General features: G+C 56.5%; 12 protein-coding genes and 1 tRNA gene. 8 read left to right on the forward strand and 5 right to left on the reverse strand.

The features are described 5' to 3' along the window. Nucleotides 1-17 precede the first annotated feature (17 nt). Nucleotides 18-1,304, reverse strand: a complete 1,287-nt coding sequence (locus tag P8935_RS02520; protein ID WP_348263438.1) for a hypothetical protein — start codon at nucleotides 1,302-1,304, stop codon at nucleotides 18-20. Next, nucleotides 1,301-2,368 (reverse strand): glycoside hydrolase family 130 protein, encoded by a 1,068-nt coding sequence (locus tag P8935_RS02525; RefSeq protein ID WP_348263439.1) that lies wholly within the window; start codon nucleotides 2,366-2,368, stop codon nucleotides 1,301-1,303. The genes P8935_RS02520 and P8935_RS02525 overlap by 4 nt, the downstream gene beginning before the upstream one ends. A 530-nt stretch (nucleotides 2,369-2,898) precedes the next feature. Here P8935_RS02525 and P8935_RS02530 point away from each other — a divergent pair. Continuing rightward, complete coding sequence (locus P8935_RS02530) at nucleotides 2,899-4,065, forward strand: hypothetical protein (RefSeq protein WP_348263440.1); 1,167 nt, start codon at nucleotides 2,899-2,901, stop codon at nucleotides 4,063-4,065. A 47-nt stretch (nucleotides 4,066-4,112) separates the two neighbouring features. Here the strand turns inward: P8935_RS02530 and P8935_RS02535 are convergent, their stop codons facing one another. Beyond that, a complete protein-coding gene (locus P8935_RS02535; RefSeq protein WP_348263441.1) occupies nucleotides 4,113-5,633 on the reverse strand; it encodes a hypothetical protein in 1,521 nt (506 codons plus the stop codon). A 434-nt stretch (nucleotides 5,634-6,067) separates the two neighbouring features. Between P8935_RS02535 and P8935_RS02540 the strand changes: the two genes are divergently transcribed. Beyond that, entirely contained in the window at nucleotides 6,068-7,729 is a 1,662-nt protein-coding gene (locus P8935_RS02540; protein WP_348263442.1) for a CRTAC1 family protein, read from the forward strand. Nucleotides 7,730-7,750: 21 nt separating this feature from the next. Beyond that, complete coding sequence (locus tag P8935_RS02545) at nucleotides 7,751-7,939, forward strand: hypothetical protein (RefSeq protein WP_348263443.1); 189 nt, start codon at nucleotides 7,751-7,753, stop codon at nucleotides 7,937-7,939. Between the two features lie 208 nt (nucleotides 7,940-8,147). Here P8935_RS02545 and P8935_RS02550 read toward each other — a convergent pair. Then, nucleotides 8,148-8,224 (reverse strand) — tRNA-Met (locus P8935_RS02550). Nucleotides 8,225-8,441: 217 nt separating this feature from the next. Between P8935_RS02550 and P8935_RS02555 the strand changes: the two genes are divergently transcribed. Then, on the forward strand, nucleotides 8,442-9,914 hold the full coding sequence (locus P8935_RS02555; RefSeq protein WP_348263444.1) for a sodium:solute symporter family protein: 1,473 nt from the start codon (nucleotides 8,442-8,444) through the stop codon (nucleotides 9,912-9,914). A 72-nt stretch (nucleotides 9,915-9,986) separates the two neighbouring features. After that, nucleotides 9,987-11,168, forward strand: a complete 1,182-nt coding sequence (gene alr / locus P8935_RS02560) for an alanine racemase (protein WP_348263445.1) — start codon at nucleotides 9,987-9,989, stop codon at nucleotides 11,166-11,168. On the opposite strand, the gene P8935_RS02565 is transcribed toward alr, so the two are convergent. Next, nucleotides 11,165-11,845, reverse strand: coding sequence for a cytidylate kinase-like family protein (locus P8935_RS02565; protein WP_348263446.1), 681 nt, complete (start codon nucleotides 11,843-11,845; stop codon nucleotides 11,165-11,167). The two genes, alr and P8935_RS02565, sit on opposite strands and share 4 nt — an antisense overlap. 141 nt (nucleotides 11,846-11,986) lie before the next feature. On the opposite strand from P8935_RS02565, the gene P8935_RS02570 reads away from it, so the two are divergent. The 3 genes from P8935_RS02570 to P8935_RS02580 are packed head-to-tail and all read left to right on the forward strand — an operon-like array spanning nucleotide 11,987 to nucleotide 17,669. Further along, a complete protein-coding gene (locus P8935_RS02570) occupies nucleotides 11,987-12,316 on the forward strand; it encodes a PadR family transcriptional regulator (protein ID WP_348263447.1) in 330 nt (109 codons plus the stop codon). Between the two features lie 32 nt (nucleotides 12,317-12,348). Continuing rightward, a complete protein-coding gene (locus tag P8935_RS02575; RefSeq protein ID WP_348263448.1) occupies nucleotides 12,349-15,009 on the forward strand; it encodes an ABC transporter permease in 2,661 nt (886 codons plus the stop codon). A gap of 14 nt (nucleotides 15,010-15,023) precedes the next feature. Continuing rightward, nucleotides 15,024-17,669 carry an ABC transporter permease gene (locus P8935_RS02580; RefSeq protein ID WP_348263449.1) on the forward strand — a complete coding sequence of 882 codons (2,646 nt, stop codon included), beginning with the start codon at nucleotides 15,024-15,026 and terminating at the stop codon, nucleotides 17,667-17,669. The last annotated feature ends 53 nt before the right edge of the window (nucleotides 17,670-17,722 follow it).

Consider the following 17,722-nt stretch of genomic DNA (forward strand, 5'->3'; position numbering starts at 1 on the left):
CCTAATAATCATTGTTTTCATGCCTCCGAAGTGAGTCCGGTGAAGCTTGCGGCGGTGGAGGTGGTGCCCGCTGCGGCAAGACCGCGAAAGATCTGGCCAGCTACCCGGATGGACAACAACTGCAATAGCGCAATTACAGGTAAGGCGTACTTGAGTGCGGCATTGCCGGACCAGCCGTAAGCAATGGCGAGGAATAGTCCACACCCCAGACAGCGCCCCGTGAACAGTCCGAATTCGTGATTGAAAATGTATGCGTACTCATTGCGCTCCTCGAGCCGCGAGACTACATCGATGACCTGCAACTGAATCGGATAATAGGCAAGATCCAGAAGCGGTTTAGCCAGCAAGAGACATGCGATGAAGATCAGTACGCCGACGGCATTGAAGAGCAAGGTATTAGCGATTGCGCCCAGGAAGAAAAGCAGGAGCGCTGCGGAAAAGACAATGATGCGATGTTTGGGAGCGGCAATACGGCCAACCGTATACATGATGCAAGCCGTAAACACGCCACCGATGGCCTGGGTTGCTCCCAGAGTTCCCTCTTGCCCTACCAGCAGCATGATGAGCATGGCTGGCGCGGTAACGATATATCCCTGCGCCAGGCCTTTGAGGAGAGCCAGCTCGAGCATCCGCCACCATAGCCGATGAAATCGGAAATAAACAAAGCGCGTGTGTTTTGGATTTCGGAAGGTGCCTCGTTCAAGAATGCCTGCAGCGAGAATCGTCAGGCCAAACACCACCATAGCTACGATGTGGTACGCGCGATTAGGGATTCCTCCCAGCCAGCCGTACAGAGTGGTCCCGCTGATGAACCACCCGATCGAAGCCGGAACCGCAACTGCAGCCAGGGTGGCCACGAAGTTTTCGATTCCGTAGTAATAATTCCTATTGCTGTCCTCCGTCGCAGTCAGGGCGAGGAAACCACGGTTGGCCCAGAATAGCCCGGTTGCCAGTCCCATGGTGAATCCTGATGTGGCTACGCCGATGGGAGTGAGGATGCTCAGTTGCATCATCAGCATCATCGCAACTCCCGACAGAAGCATTCCCGCGGCGTAGAGATGCTTGGCTCCGATGCGGCCGAGCAGCTTGCCGTTTATATAGAAAGCCAGCGGAGTGGCCGCGTAGATCGACAACTGGTAAGTGACCACTTTGGCAACGGCCCGGGAGTTCCGCATGACATATGCCGCCACGAAAATCTCAATCACTGGCAGGACAAGGGCATACATCATGTTGGAGACCATCAATATCTGCATCGAACGCGAGCAACTTCGGAAGACTTCAAACTCTTTGCGTAGACGGTTCATGCTGTCACCGTCGGAGTCAAAGGGAGGCTCGCAAGGATGCCAGCAATCGACATTTGCGCGGCGCATATCACGCTGTCGGCGGCGCCGTAGTAAAGCGTTAAGTTGTCCCCATCGACCAGGTGGCCATTGGTGAAAATAACGTGGCCGAAAAAGCCCTCCTGCTCGTAAGGAGCCAGCGGCTCCATGATCGGATTCTCGGAGCGTGCGATCACTCGCCAGGGTTCCTCAAGATCTAGCAACAGAGCGCCGAGGCAATAGCGGTTTTCCTTGGTCGCGCCGTGATAAATCTCCAGCCAGCCTTCGGCAGTTCGGATCGGTGCCGCGCCGGCTCCAACACGCGCACTATCCCAATACCCCTCGCGGCTCTGGGCCAGGCAGCGGTGCCGACCCCAGTGAATTAAGTCCGGCGACTCTGCCAGCCAGATGTAGTTACCGCCCAGTTCCGGGCTGCTGGGCCGATGGAGAGCGTAGTACTTGCCACCAATCTTCTCTTCAAAGAGAGCGCAATCTTTGTTGTGCGGAGGAAAAATCATCCCCTCATGTGCGAAGTTCTTCCAATCGCGCGTGGTCCTCAGTCCCACGCCTACGCCATTGCTTGAAACCTCCGTGTAGGTCAGGCAATATGTGCCGTCGATCTTCGCGACTCGGCAATCTTCGATTCCGTAGGTCTCCAATTCACCGCTCCCCATAAGGGGCACACCGTGCTCCGGCTCTCTAAAATCGACGCCGTCGTTGCTCACCAGCAACCGGAGATGGGAGAGAGTGGTGAGATAGTCTTTTCCATCGAAACTGATTACGCGAGGATCCGTCAGGTCCAGCCTAGGATCATCCGAGTTGAACTCCAGAACTTCAAGCTTGCCGTCGGCATTCAGGATTGGAAAAGAAGTTCTACCAGGAACCTGCTTGGGACGTTCGGCAACTCGCACCAGCAGCCAGGTTCTTCCGTTGTACTTGAAGACTCCCGGATTCAAAAGGCATGTAACTTCCATGCCATCCACGCTGGGACGGATGTCTGCGGGCTTGAGCAGAGGGTTCTCTCGGAAGCGTCGTGCCAGATCTTTCATCGTGAACTCTTCGGCCGTTTGGGGAAATGGGTTTTGGGGAGCAGCATTTTAGCTGCACAACGAAATCATTCTGAAAAGCCGTCGATAAGCCTGTTCCAGTGCACACATGACAGAAAAGGGACTTACCGGAAGAATCTTTGATAAACAACGCGAATAACATGTGATTCGCATTGTGTTTGTCGAAGTTGACTGCGAGGGATTTTTCGCCTGGGACCTCCAAGCACGAGTTTCCCCGAGAAGAAGCCCATCATGTACTGCAGGAATTTTTATGCTGAATCGACGCATAGGTCTGTCCCAAACAGGCTTTCATTCGTTGAATGGATGCGCTACAATCAGCGCGCACTCAAGAACTTCTTGTGAGCGCCAAGATTGGATTTGAAAATCGGTTGTATCAAGCGAAATGGAATCAGACTCGGATGAAGGAAGTAGATCCGGAACTTCGGGCTGACGCCCGCTGGCAGTTGATCGAAAGAATCACAGCCAGCCCGCCGTTCCAGAAGTCGGCGCGTTTAAGAGAACTCCTTCGCTTCATGGCCGAAAGGTCAATTCGAGGCGAAATCCAGGATCTGAGCGAACACCGAATTGGCAGCGCTGTTTTTGGTAAGGCCGAAGGCTATAGCGTTGTCGAGGACAGTTCAGTACGGGTTCACGTTCGGCAGCTGCGTCTCAAGCTCCACGAGTATTTCGACGGAGAAGGACGAGAAGAACCATCCATCGTCGAGATCCCAAAAGGGGCCTACACAACCCTCTTTCGGCCCGTTGAGCACAGGACTTCGACGGCTCCGGTGCCCGTCGCACAAAATCAATTGGGACCCGGACTCTGGATCAGGGTGCTGCCCTGGGCCCTTGCGGCGTGCTTTTTCGCCACCACTCTAATTGCCTGGTTCAGTCGTCCGACGATTGCGAATCCACCTGCGCCGCCCTGGCCGCTGGCTGCACTTTTTAATCCGCCCAACAAACCGGTCGAAGTAGTCGTTGCGGATGTCAATTACGGGATGACTCGTCTGGTGGACGAGCAGCCCGTGACACTCGAGCGGTATCTGAGCCCCTCTTATCGAAGTGGCGAAGATCTGTCTAATGCTCACCCGACGAGTCGCGAAGCGCGCATGATGAAGTACTTGTCCGGCTCACTGCTAACGTCATATGCGGACCTTGTCGTGGTGGACACTCTCATGCGGCTGAGTGGGAGCTCGCGCGACTGGCTTGCGATTCGATCGGCGAGAGAGTTGCGACCGCGTGACTTGGAGGCCGGCAATTTTGTCTTTGTAGGTAGCCCCAGTTCAAATCCCTGGGTGTCCTATTTTCAAGACAAGCTCAACTTTCAGGAAGGCGAAGGCAAGGTTGGCGAAAGCCTCAAATTCTTCCGGAATGCCCATCCGAAACCGGGCGAACAAGCAACCTACCAGGGTTTAGCCTTCACCGGGAGTTCAGGGGAAGATTACGCGACAATCTCATTGTTGCCACTTGCCAACGGCCGAGGTAGTGTCCTCATCCTGCAAGGATTGCAACAGGAGGGGACCGAGGCGGCTGGACTGTTCCTGGCCGATGCCGGCAATCGGCAAAAGCTCCAACAAGCCCTCGGCTTCTCCGGCTCGCCTACCCAGCCCGTCTACTTCGAAGCCCTCATCAGGACTCAGGCAGTTGCAGGCGCTCCCAATGCAACGTCAATCATCTCCACACGCGTGATCAACCCCTGAAACTGTCGTGCATCGCCGAACGTCGACGCACGGTTCGGAAATCAGCCCTAACTTCGAATCTCGACGGCCTTCGCCTCAAAGGGACGCAAAATCAACTCTCCGGTCCCCGCATGGGTTTGCAGTGGCTTCTTGCGCATCAGGTCATACAATCGGTCTTCTTTATTCGGCATCGCAACTGTTACGCGCTTCGCTTCCGGCCAAGGATTGTAATACAGAAATGCAGGTGGCAGATCTGGCTCCATAAAGTCCGTTTTACCCAGATCCCAGCGCAACAGCCATGGATCTCCCTGCGTCTGAATCATCTTGTCCAGCCACATCGCATACGCGCCCCCATAGATTGAGCGGTGCGCGGCGAAGTCCCCGGTTGCGTAGGGACTGTGCCCTTTCTCTTCCCTGCTCAACCGCTCGTAGGGGAACATCGGCGGCAGTTCTGGACGACTTTGATTCTCGTGCGGCAAGTACTCCGGATAAAACAAGCGCATGTTTGCTGAGACGTTTAATGCCAGGCGCGCCACCTCGCCAGCTAACTCCGGACGGAATCGAACCGCCGGCAAAAGATACGGCAGCGTCACCATCGACTCCATACTGTAGGTTTGGCCGGCAGGCTCCGTGCAGAAGCCTGCCATAAGGCCATTGACCTCGCGTCCGCCCCACCTGCCAGTAGCCATCAGCCCGATCTTGGCATCAAGCACGAATCGCAAGGCTTTTTCCGCATTCGTGGGATGGCCCATCGCTTCCAGTCGCGCGGCTGCCAACACTGCCATAGCCCCGCTTGGAATCTCATACCAGGGGTTCGCCGCAAAATCGAGATAGCGGTCAATCGCGATCTTGGCTTCCGCGAGAAATGTTTCCTTACCAGTCAGCTTCCACGCCAGAAGCATCACATAGCTGTAGCCGCCCACAGCGTCGGGTTGTCGATAGATGTCCTGCCTGGTAAAGGCTGCAGCTTTTGCAAAGTCGTAACCCTGACTATTGAAGTCGTAGTGGATTTGCTGCGCCATGTCCTTCAGCCGCGTCGCGCTTTTCTCTACCCGCGCTAGCCATTCCGGATCCTTTACAAAGCGCAACCGGATCAGCCCATAGGCCATCGCAGTGACATTCATCAGGTACCAGTACTCGCAGAGCGTCGCACCCGCCCCATCAAGAAACAGCCCATACGGCTCGCTGAAGTAGCCCTTTAGTGAGGTTGCGAGGCCATCCAAACCCTCTCCTCGGAGTTCCTTGCCGAGAGCCATTGGTGCGTAGGTTGTCAGTCCTCCGTCCTGCTCGCCTTGAAGCGCGGAAGGAAAAACCTGGCGGCCATCTTTCGCGATCGTATTCAACCCATGTGCCGGGTCCATCACCCACGCGTCAAAGGCATTGGCGAGCGCATGGAAATCCAGCGGACGCTCCTCTGGCCGAGCCGGCAGCCCGCTCCAGCCAGGCGTTGCTTCGGCCCATGCGATTTCCTTTTCAGCGCATGCGAAGAATCCCAGTGCAGCAAATCCTGCCACGAACTCTCTACGGCTGGACAGCCAATCGCCTCCGGTCAGTTCACTTTTCTCTCTTGCCGTCTTTTCCACGTTCACTTTGCCCTCTTTGATCTTGAGTTCGCGCCCATCAGAAAGTCTTCTTCAGCGTCTCGCCGGAGAACCTAAAAACAAGCAGACCCCATTCTCGACATGAATTGCGAAACCGCCAAGGGACTAACGCCGAAATCAACGCACAAAACATTGAATTCACTTGTGAATCGCATCAAGTCTTCCGCTACCGCAGAGTTCGGAAGGCACAGAATATGTGATGTGAAGCTGATTGCTGCAGCGGTAAGACCTGCTTCGCCGGACTTCGGAGTCTCAATTACGCGAAGACTCCTTGTCAAGCATTCAGAGGCCATTCACATGCCGCGATATGCCGGCAACCATGCAGTGCTAGAATTCCGGAAAAGATGAGCAATCGAGCCACAGTCTCTTTGATCTTGCTCTTCTCTTCTCTCACTCTCTGTGCACAAACTCCCACAGCTTCCGTGACCTTACCGCTCGCGCAACCCGCTGTGCCGCACTTTCGGGATGTTTCGACGGAGGTCGGAATTCGCACTCTACCTCACACCAATCTGGACAGGCGCTACGTCATCGAAACCATGAGTGGGGGAGGAGTTGCGTTTCTCGATTGCGATAACAACGGCAAATTGGACATCGCCGTAGTGAATGATTCCTCAATCGACCGCTACCTCGCTGGTGGCGATCCCATGATCACCCTCTACCGACAAGATGACAACGGCAAGACACTGCATTTCACCGACGTCACCGCGGCCGCAGGATTGACCACCAAGGGCTGGGCCACTGGGATTGCGGTCGCCGATTATGACAACGACGGTCTTCCCGATATTTATGTCTCCGGCTACGGCCACAATGTTCTCTACCACAATCTAGGCGGCTGCAAATTCACAGATGTCACGGCAAAAGCAGGCGTCGCCGGCGGAGGCTTTAGTGCTGGAGCCGCCTGGGCCGACTATGACCGTGATGGATTTGTAGATCTTTACGTCGCTCGCTATGTCTCAACTGATCCCCGCCATCTTCCCGACCCTCAACGCAAGGTTTACAAGAACGTCCTCACCGAACTGCCAGACAAAATGCCGGGTGAAACCAACCTCCTCTACCGCAATCGAGGCGACGGAACCTTTGAAGAAGTTGCGGCGAAAGCTGGTGTCCAAAACCCTCAGAAAGCTCACGGCATGGGCATCTGCTGGGGAGATTTCGACGGCGATGCTTGGCCCGATCTCTATGTCACCAACGATGCTTCCAGCAATTTTCTTTTTCACAACAAGAGAGTCGGAACCTTCGAAGATATCGGCCTCAATTCAGGGACCGCCTACGGTGAGATGGGGCAAACCTTTGGCAACATGGCATGCGATCTTGCCGACCTTGATCACAACGGAAGGTTTGACCTTTTCGTGACCCGATTTGCAGGTCAGCCCGCCAGCCTCTACATCAACGACGGCCACAACGAGTTTCATGATGCGGCAGATCGCGCCGGAATCGCCGTCCCAACTTCTCCGCCCGTCAAGTGGGGAGCGAACTTCGCAGACTTCGACAACAGCGGATGGCACGATCTTCTCATGGCCTCGGGTAACTTCTCGACTTTGCTCGATGGCGCGCCTAGCGAACCGCCTTTTGTCGAGCCGATCGAGCTTTTCCTCAATCAGACAAATGGCACGTTCCGTGAAGTTGCCGCCGATACAGGCTTGAATGCAGGCCCCCTGAAATCTCGTCGGGGAACAGCCTTGGGCGACGTCAACAACGACGGAAGACTTGACATCCTCGTCTTCAACGTTGGCGCTCCACCGTCGCTGTTTCTCAACGAGACCAGGAATGACAACCACTGGATCACGCTGCGCCTGGTCGGCACAAAGAGTAATCGCATGGGCATCGGAGCACGAGTCACGGTCACCACCGGTAACATCAAGCAAGTGGATGAAGTGCGCGCCGGAGGAAGCTATCTCTCCACCAGCGACCCACGCCTACATTTTGGACTCGGATCAGCTCCCTACTTTGACCGTATCGAAATCCAATGGCCCAGTGGCTTGCACGAACAATTCACAGGCGGCCCTGGCGATCGGTTTATATCTTTGGTGGAAGGAAGCGGCACCTCATTGCCATCGGGGCAAGCTCATCCGAAGGAAAAGTAGGATCGCCGAGCAGGGCGCCCAATGACCTCAACGCACATGATGGAGGTCCCATTCAGAAAAGAAGCGCAGTATCTCGGCGCATCCATCGTGTACGTCAGGGAACAGATGGGACACAGCTCGATTCAGGTCACAGTGGACACCTATGGTCATCTCGTTCCAGGAGCAGATGTCTCGTATGTAGATCGATTGGATGCAAAGGCCCGGACGTGATGTTCGCTTTTCCGTCGAAATCTCCCGCGCGAAATCTCCCGCGAGGGCACGAAGTTCTTTGGACACCGGATCGCTCTGCTCGAGCATATATATAGATAATCTTCAGTCTTTCAATCATCTTCTTTCTGGTGATGGGACCAAACGCAACTCAGGCGCAACCTCAAAAGGAGGGTGCGCCCGATGCATCAACCCAAGTTGTTGATTCAATTGGTTGCGGGGGCTGGATTTGAACCAGCGACCTTTGGGTTATGAGCCCAACGAGCTACCGGGCTGCTCCACCCCGCATCCTTAGTTTAACAACCCACCTTGGGCGGGTCAAATCCCTGGCAAACGCGCCAAGCGACCCGCCGCCGCTCCATCCGTTACACTTCTGGCAGCCTTTGCGATGTGGCATTCAGCTTGCGCTAAAACCGGCGTTTTGGCTCCTCGGTCTTCTTGCGAGGCGACGACAATTGGCCGACACACATAAAGAGTTCCAGGCAGACTCCCAAGGAGCCACAGGATGTCCCACCTTTACGTTGCAGTTTTGGTCGTCATCGTAACTGTCCTTCTTTCTGTGGCCATCTTCAGGACGACCCTCGTCAAAACCAAGGCCGATTACCTGGTTGCGGGGCGATCCCTGCCTGCTTTCGTTCTCGTTCTCACGCTGCTTACTTCGTGGATCGGTGCAGGCTCTCTGTTCGCGGGCGCTGAAAACGCCTACAAGAATGGATTCGCAGCCTTGTGGCAGCCGGCAGGTGGATGGCTCGGACTGCTGCTCATCTATTTCATCGCTCCGCGCGCGCGCAAATTCGCACAGTTCACATTGCCAGACCTGCTTGAGGCACGCTACAACCAGGTCGCCCGCGTGCTCGGCACGTTTGCAATTCTCTTCGCCTACGTTGGAATCACCAGTTATCAATTCAAAGGCGGCGGCGACGTTCTGCATCTCATCTTTCCAGACACGGTCTCCTCAGAACTCGGTACCTACATCATTGCGGTCTTCGTCATCGTCACCACTGCGTTAGCGGGCATGTCCTCGGTGGCTTACATGGATGTGGCGATCGGCTCCCTGGTGACAGTCATTTGCCTCATTGCAGCGCCTTACCTGTTTCTCCAGGCAGGCGGATGGGCCGGTCTGCACTCCGTTCTTCCGCCACAGTATTTCGAGGTGCTCGGCAACTATCGCCTCTCCCCCACCGGTGCCGAACTACCAGTCGCCATGGGCCTGATTCGCGCTCTCGAATTCCTTGTTCCGACCATGCTGCTGATGTTGGGAAACCAGGTGATGTATCAGAAGTTCTTCTCCGCAAGGAGCGAAAAGGACGCGCGCTATTCCGTAGTCGGCTGGATCATCGGCACGCTAGTTCTTGAAACCCTCATCGTCGCGATCGCCGTCTTTGGACGCGCCCTTTATCCCACCGGCGAAGTTGCTCTCCATCCGCGCGAGATCATCCCTTACACCGCGCGGCACGGACTCCCCGCGGTACTCGGTGCGGTTCTGTTGGGCGCAGTGTTTGCCAAGGTCATCTCCACCGCTTCGAACTACCTTTTCTCGCCGGCGACCAATCTCGTCAACGATGTGTTTGTGCGTTATATCGCACCCGACGCTTCAAACAAACGGGTGCTCATTATCTCGCGTCTTGCAGTTGTACTGCTTGGCTGCTGGGCTCTCTATCAGGCCGTGTATGCAGAAAGCATTCTGCAAAAAATGCTGTGGGCTTACACCATCTACTCCGCCGCGCTCACACCAGTTGTTCTCGCTGCTTTCTATTCCAAGCGCGCTACAGCCTGGGGAGCGGTCGCCGCCATCGCCGGTGGAACGGTGGTCACGCTCGCCTGGGATCTTCCCTTCGTCAAAGCTCTCTTCCCGCACATCATTGCTGATCGCGACGCAATTTTCCCTGCGCTGTTCGTAGCTGTTACCGCTCTGATCGTGGTCAGCCTGTTTACTGCGCCTCCGCGAGAATCTCAACTCGCGCAATTCGCTGATTAGCGACTCAGCATCGTCAACCGTATCACCGTCGATAGCCGCAACAATGCCCTAGACTGATACTTGGACAGTCCGATGCATACGCGCCCTTGCTGGGTCGAAATCAATACCCGCTCTTTCGAAAATAACTTTCGCTTTCTCGCGGACCTTGCTGGTCCCCACGTCGATTTGCTGGCCATCGTCAAGGCCAATGCCTACGGACACTCACTCCGACTCTGCGCTCCCGCCGCGGTTCGCGCCGGTGCAGAGTGGCTTGGCGTCACCAGCGTGGAAGAAGGGATCGAGGCTCGGCGTCTCTGCGCGGACACACGCATTCTCGTTATTGGCGGTGCTTTCCCCGGTCAGGGAAAAGATGTTCTGCATCATAAGTTGACCCCAATTGTGTGGGACGCATGGCAGTTTGACGAACTCGAAGACGCTGCCCGTGCAGCTGATATGCGCTCCGTCTCCATTCATCTCGAGATTGATACGGGTATGAGCCGCCAAGGCGCGGATCTGCAATCGCTTCCTTCGCTTCTCGCGCGCTTTCATCGCGATTCGCCTCTGCGCCTCGAAGGCGTGATGACCCACCTCTTTGCCGCCGACGAAGCCGATGAAGCGGTCACCGACAATCAGTTGGAGCTCTTGGAAGATGCTTTGAGTTTGATTAACACCACCGGTGTTCATCCCGGCGTGCTCAATGTCGGAAACACCGCCGCACTGCTCGCCGGGCAGGCACCCAAAATATCCGCACTTGCTTCACGCTTCGGAATGAAAACCCTGATTCGTCCCGGACTCGCGCTCTACGGACTCGTTCCGGAATACGATCCAGGATTCTTGTCCAGCGAGCCTATCTCTCTCGGCCGTTCGCGCCGTGAGCTGCGCCCTGTACTCAGTTGGAAATCCAGGGTTGTGAGTGTGCGATCCATTGCGCCCGGTGCTGTCGTAGGCTACAACGGAACCTTCGTCGCCACCGAGCCCATGCGGCTTGCGCTTGTCGCCGCAGGATATGCCGACGGCCTCGATCGCCAGCTCGGCAATCGCTTCGAGCTTCTTGTTCGTGGCCAGCGTGCACCATTAGTCGGACGAATCAGCATGGATCAATCCGTCATCGATGTCACCGATATTTCCGACGTAGCCGCGGGAGATGAAGTCGTAATCCTGGGGAGCCAGATCTCCGAATCGATAACCGCCTTCGATCACGCCAAGGCGACCGACACCATCCCATGGGAAATATTTACGCGCATCGGCGAACGCGTTCCCCGTATTGCCATTTAGCAGGGAGCCCCGGTAGGCCCGATAGAACTTGCAGCACTTGCAGGAACGGCAATCTCCAATTCTGCCGCTCCGCTCACCGACGCGATCATCGCTTCAGTCCCCATCGCAGAGTTCAGCAGCATGTGATAAAGCCCGCGCGAGCACCACTCCTGCTGATAAAACTTGCGAATCACTGCAGCGCGCCGCTTGTCGTAAGCCGCCAGCGCCTGCTCCGCATTCTGCGCCTGCTTGGGGAACGCCTGCGTAAACCAGTCGCGCTTCGCCTTCATCGTTGCATATACAAAAATGTGAAAACATCCCGGCTGGCAAGCCAGTGCGCACGCTGCGCCTCGGCCAACCAGCACGCAGTTCCCCTGCTTCGCCGCCGCCAGAATCTCATCGCGAATCAGCGTCAGCATGCGCTCGGAATCAAATACCTGCTCTTCGGAGAGGCCGGTCATCTGGTATGCCGTGTCATGCCAGAACACTTTGCCGTAGCGGTAGTACCAGGGATCGAGCCGGTCATCGAATTTAGCGGCCAGTTCCGGCGAAACACCCGCCCGCTTAGCCGCCGCACTCACCAGTTCAGAGTCCAGCAACCGCCAGCCCAGCCGCTCAGCGAGATCGTGCGCAAACTCCCCGCCCCGCGAACCGTATTCCCGCTCTACCGTAATCACCCGGATCGGCGCATGCATCATCAGCCACCCCTTGCCACTGGAGCATACAACGAAAGAGCATTTACCCCGCAAGTGAATAGACTCCCTGAAAACGTCTACGGTTGCATTGGATTAAAAACAACACCTTGACTATCTACAATACTTATTGTAGATAATCTAGGCATGGGAAAGCCCAGCGATCTCGTCCAAGGCACACTCGACCTGCTCATCCTCAAGACCCTCCTGCCTGATTCCATGCACGGATGGGCCATTGCAAAACGAATTCAACAACTCTCCGGGGAAGTCCTCCAGGTTCAACAAGGCTCGCTCTATCCCGCCCTCCACCGGCTCGAACAGCAGGGCTGGATCAAAGCTAAGTGGGCCGAAAGTGAAACAGGACGAAAAGCCAAGTTCTATTCACTTACCGCAGCCGGACGCGGCCAGCTCGAGAAAGAAACTGCAAGCTGGAATCGACTCTCCGCCGCCATCAACCTGGTCGTGAGTGAGATGTAACGCGTCACCTGACACACGCAAGGGAGGGGAACATGCGCTGGTTACATCAACTTCAAATGCGATTCCTGATGCTTTTTGGTCGAGCTGGCGCTGGCAGCCACCTTGAGGACGAACTCAGCTTCCACCTCGAGCGTCAGATCCAGGAGAACGTCGCCGCCGGCATGACCCGCGAAGAAGCACGCTACTCCGCCCTTCGCACCTTTGGCAATCCAGCACTGCTTCGCGAACAGACACGATCAACCTGGTCATGGTCGTCTTTGGAATCCATACTCCGCGATGTGCGCATCGGGTGCCGCACACTGTACCGCGCCCCTGGCTTCGCACTCATCGCCGTCTTCGTGATGGCACTCGGGCTTGGCGCAAATGTAGCTCTCTTCACGATCGTCCGCGGAGTGCTTCTCAAGCCGCTGCCATACGTCGACCCCAACCACCTCATCATGCTCTATGAAAGCGAGCACGGCCCCTCCGCTAGAGCACAATACGCGCCCGTCGATCCGAGGAGCTTCTTCGATTGGCAGAAGTCCGCGACTGGCGTCGAGCAGATGGCAATGGTCTCACCGTTTCAGAGCTATAACGTGTCGGCCGAAGGCGGCAAACTCCCTGAGAGGATTGATGCCGGCTGGTGCTCGTGGAACTTCTTCTCCATCCTCGGTGTTCAACCTGCGATTGGCCGCAACTTTGCCGCGAGTGATGACCAACCCGGTGCCGCAGCTAGTGTCCTCCTCACAAATACATTCTGGAAACGCCGCTATGCCGGCGATCCATCCATCGTCGGAAAGACTGTGTGGCTCGATGCCCATCCCTACACGGTTCTCGGAGTCCTTCCTTCCTGGTTTGTGTACTCCGGCTCCTTCGGTGGTAAGAACATTCAAGTCTGGACACCTTTCAACCACGAAGCGCCTCCCAGTCTCCTCGCCACCTACGAAGATCACGAAGCCCTCGTAGCTGCGCGCATCAAACCTGGCTCAACGCTCCAAAGCGTCGTCGCTCAGATCAACACGATCCAGCAGCAGATCAAGAAAGAACACGCGGGGCCCGCCGTGCATCCCTTCGCCAGCGGTCGCCTCATGCTCGACGATGCCGTGCAGGATTACAAAACTCCGCTCTATGTCCTTCTCGCCGCTACCGTTTGTGTTCTGTTTATCGCCTCCATGAATGTTGCCGGCCTCCTCGTTGCACGAACCGCAGCGCGCGGCAAAGAAATAGCAATTCGCACTGCACTGGGCGGCGGCCGCCTCCGACTGGTGCGAGAACAACTCACAGAGAGCGTTCTCATATGCGTCACAGCGGGTGCCATCGGAATCGCGTTCGCGTGGACAGCGCTGCAATTCATCGCCCATTTCCAGCCCGATATGAACCGCATAGAATCTGTGCGGATTGATGGGGTTGTGCTTCTTTTCACCTTTGTTGCGATTGCCGTTTGCGCGCTCTTCTCCGGAGCTCTCTCTGCATTCAGTCTTGAGAGCCGTCAGCTTTTGAGTGCCCTGCAGGAATCTTCTCGTTCCACTAAGGGAAGTAAGCGGCGCGCCACGCTTCGCCGCTCGTTGCTGGTGATCGAAGTCAGCCTCACCGTGGTTCTGCTTGCCGGGGCCGGCCTTCTCCTCAAAAGCTATCAGCGTATGCGCGGCACGGACCTCGGCATCCCCATCAAAAACACTCTCACCATGCATCTCAGCCTGCCTGAAGCGCGTTATAAGGAACCCGCCAAACAGGCCGCCTTCTTTGAACAGCTCATCACGCAGGTCCGCGCTCTTCCCGGTGTCGGCAGCGCTGGCCTTGTCTCCACCGCGCCCGGTCAGGGCTGGGGCGGCGACAGCCTCGCGGACATCGTTGAACGCCCGCTTCGCCCCGAAAATTTCCTCGACATGCACATGCGTGCTGCGGATCCGGGTTACTTTGCAGCCGCAGAGATCCCGCTGATGCGCGGTCGCATCTTCACATCCGATGAGCGATTCGCCCGCGGCAAAGTCGCGGTCATATCGCATCAAGCCGCGCTGCAACTCTTCCCCAAAGAAGATCCCATCGGCAAGCACCTGCGTTTCGACTTCTCCCATCAGGAGCTGGAAATTATCGGCGTTGTCGCTGACACGCGATGGGACATACACGAAGATCCCAAACCAACCATCTATCAACCCCTCTTTGGCAGCGATTTTGCTGGCGCCACGATTTTCGTTCGCAGCGCCCATAACGTGGAATCGCTCGCTATGCCCATCGAAAGCATCATTGGCCATCTCGACCGCGATTTGCCCGTCTCCAACGTGAAGACTCTCCGCGAAACCATCGACAAGTCCACAATCGATTCCCAATTCGACTCGCTGCTCGTGCTGGCCTTCGCAGTGATCGCGCTGATCCTCGCTGCCGCCGGTCTCTACGGAGTCCTCTCCTATCTCGTAACCCAGCGCACGTCCGAACTCGGCATCCGCATGGCACTCGGTGCAAAGCGCTCGCAGTTGTTGCGGGCAGTCCTCTTCGATGGCCTGCGCCCTGCCCTTCTCGGTCTCGTGGTTGGATTCGGAGCAAGCGCATTTGCCGTGCGCCTCATCAAATCGATGCTCTATCAAACAGAGGCGCTCGATCCCACAGTTTTCACAGCGGTTTTAGCACTCCTGCTAACGGTGGCGATTCTTGCCTGCCTGTTCCCCGCATGGCGCGCTTCGCGCCTTGATCCTATGCAGGCGCTGAGAACGGAATAACTGGAGGAATAGCATTGCGTTGGATTGAACAACTCCGAATGCAAATTCAGATGCTGCTCGGTCGCGAACGAGCCGGCACGCGCCTCAACGACGAACTGGCGTTTCATCTCGACCGTCAGATCGCTGAAAACATCGCCGCAGGCATGACTCCGGAGGAAGCCGGCTATTCCGCTCTCCGCACATTCGGCAATCCCGCCCTTCTTCGGGAGCGGACACGAACCACCTGGAGTTGGAATGGTCTCGAATCGCTTCTGCGCGACTTCCGCTTTGCGTTTCGCGCCTTGCGCCGCACTCCCGGCTTCACCGCAATTGCGATTGTCGTCATGGCTCTCGGGATCGGTGCGAATGTCGCGCTGTTCACCGTCGTGCGCAATGTAATCCTCAAACCGCTACCATTCAAAGATCCTGATCGTCTTCTCATGCTTTACGAAGACAGTGTTCACACTCCCGGAAAGCCGGATTTCAATGTCGTCGCTGGTGGGGTCTACCAGGAATGGAAAAAGCAAAACCATACCTTCAGCAATCTCGCGCTGGTAGGAAACACACACGTTAATCTGTCGGGGTCGAGCGGCCAGCTTCCTGAGAAGCTTGCCGGTGCACAATTTTCCTGGGATCTTTTGCCGACCCTCGGCGTCGAGCCGGCGCTAGGTCGGAATTTTGTAGAGTCGGAAGACAGCCCTTCGGCCAATGGCACGGTTCTACTCAGTTGGAGACTGTGGAAGCGGCGTTTCGGCGGCAATCCCGCCATCCTGAATCAATCCATCTTCATTGATGCCGCGCCGTACATGGTCATTGGCGTTATGCCAGCCTGGTTCGATTTTCCGCGACCTCAAACCCAGTTGTGGTTACCCGTCTCTCACGAGAGGCCGATGAAAACCATGACGACACTGAGCGATCACACGTTTGGTGTTGTTGGTCGCCTCAGGCCAGGTATTTCGGAAGCGCAAGCCGAAGCCGATCTGAGTTTGATCTCGCTTCATCTCCACAACGCGAATCTCAGCGATCCGTTCGTTTTCAAATCAGCCAACAGCCGGCCGCTGCTCGAGCACATGGTGGGACCCATCAAGCCGGCGCTCTACGTCTTGCTCGCGGCTACCACTTGTGTATTGCTCATTGCATGTCTGAACATCGCCAATCTGCTAATAGCGCGCGCGACTGCGCGACGTAAAGATCTCGCAATTCGAAGCGCTCTCGGCGGCGGCCGGCTTCGTCTCCTCACAGAACGCCTCATGGAAAGCCTGCTGCTTTCAGCCTTCGGCGGTGCGTTTGGCATCCTTCTGGCGTACGCGGCATTGCAGTGGCTCATCCAGACGCGGCATGACATGAGCCGCGTCGAAACCATTCACTTCGATGGTGTGGTTATCGCATTCACAGGCGGAATCATCTTCTTCTCCGCTCTGTTCTCGGGCGTTATCTCGGCAATTAGCACCGGAGACGCAGCCATCCTCAGCACGCTTCACGAGTCTTCGCGCGGACTCAGTGGAAGCCGCGAAAGGACAAGCCTGCGCCGCGTCCTGCTGACACTTCAGGTGGGGCTGACAGTGGTCTTGTTAGCGGGCGCAGGCCTCCTGGTCAAAAGCTACGAGCGCCTTCGCTCAACCGATATGGGCTGCAGCACTCAGAATGTGCTGACCCTGCGTACAGGACTTCCCGATGCACGTTACAAAACCCCCGCTGAGCGTGTGAACTTCTTCGATACGCTTCTCGACCGAATTCGCAACGTACCCGGAATTACAGCGGCGGGAATCGTCGAATCGGTCCCCGGACAGGGCTACTGGGGAGACACGAGCTTCACAATTGTCGGCCACCCGCCGCTTCCACAGGGCTCAGGAATCTGGGCGCTCAATCGAAGTGCTGATCCCGGGTACTTTCAAGCGATGGGGATTCCCATCCTGCGAGGACGCACCTTCAATCCTGCGCTTCGATTGAAACTGGCCAATGAAATCATCGTCGATCAGACCTTCGTCAATAAGTTCATGCCCGGCGAAGAACCCATCGGCAAGCACGTTCACACGAACGACAAGGACTATGTGATTGTCGGCGTCGTCGGCGCCACACGGTTCCAACTCGGTGAAGATCCAAACCCTATAAAGTACTTCTCACTCGGATCAGGAGAGGCTCCCGTCGTAGCCATCGTGATCCGGTCGAATCAGGACGTCGCGCAATTCGCTCTTCCCGTACAGCGAATCGTTTCAGACATGGATCGCGACCTGGCCGTCTCCGACATTCTCACCATGGACCAGTTGTTGGGCAAATCGACTCTCGACTCCAGCTTCAACGCGATTTTGCTCACCGCGTTGGCTGTTCTCTCACTAATCCTCGCGGCGGTCGGCATCTTCGGCGTTCTTTCCTATATCGTCGCGCAACGTACCGGCGAGATTGGCATCCGCATCGCGCTCGGTGCGCAGCGAGAGCAGGTACTCCGACTGATGCTGGTCAATGGAATGTGGCCCGCGCTAATCGGCCTCGTTGTCGGCCTGGTCGCTGCCGCAGCCGCGACACGTCTGCTTCGCACGTTGCTCTTTGCGACACAGCCCCTTGACCCCGCGGTCTTCGCTTCGGTCGCCGCAACGCTGCTCGCGGTTGCAGCCATCGCCTGCCTCATTCCCGCATGGCGCGCCTCACGCCTCGATCCCATGCAGGCCCTCAGAACCGAGTAGTGAAGAAAAAACGAAAAGGCGCGAAGTTTTCGGCTTCGCGCCCAAGTCCAACC

Source organism: Telmatobacter sp. DSM 110680 (genome assembly GCF_039994875.1).
In the GTDB taxonomy this organism is placed as follows: Bacteria; Acidobacteriota; Terriglobia; order Terriglobales; family Acidobacteriaceae; genus Telmatobacter.

Coding starts and splice junctions, on each gene's coding strand:
- P8935_RS02520 (WP_348263438.1), bottom strand. CDS start 1,304: ATGAACCGTCTACGCAAAGAGTTTGAAGTCTTCCGAAGTTGCTCGCGT.
- P8935_RS02525 (WP_348263439.1), bottom strand. CDS start 2,368: ATGAAAGATCTGGCACGACGCTTCCGAGAGAACCCTCTGCTCAAGCCC.
- P8935_RS02530 (WP_348263440.1), top strand. CDS start 2,899: ATGGCCGAAAGGTCAATTCGAGGCGAAATCCAGGATCTGAGCGAACAC.
- P8935_RS02545 (WP_348263443.1), top strand. CDS start 7,751: ATGACCTCAACGCACATGATGGAGGTCCCATTCAGAAAAGAAGCGCAG.
- P8935_RS02555 (WP_348263444.1), top strand. CDS start 8,442: ATGTCCCACCTTTACGTTGCAGTTTTGGTCGTCATCGTAACTGTCCTT.
- alr (WP_348263445.1), top strand. CDS start 9,987: ATGCATACGCGCCCTTGCTGGGTCGAAATCAATACCCGCTCTTTCGAA.
- P8935_RS02565 (WP_348263446.1), bottom strand. CDS start 11,845: ATGATGCATGCGCCGATCCGGGTGATTACGGTAGAGCGGGAATACGGT.
- P8935_RS02570 (WP_348263447.1), top strand. CDS start 11,987: ATGGGAAAGCCCAGCGATCTCGTCCAAGGCACACTCGACCTGCTCATC.
- P8935_RS02575 (WP_348263448.1), top strand. CDS start 12,349: ATGCGCTGGTTACATCAACTTCAAATGCGATTCCTGATGCTTTTTGGT.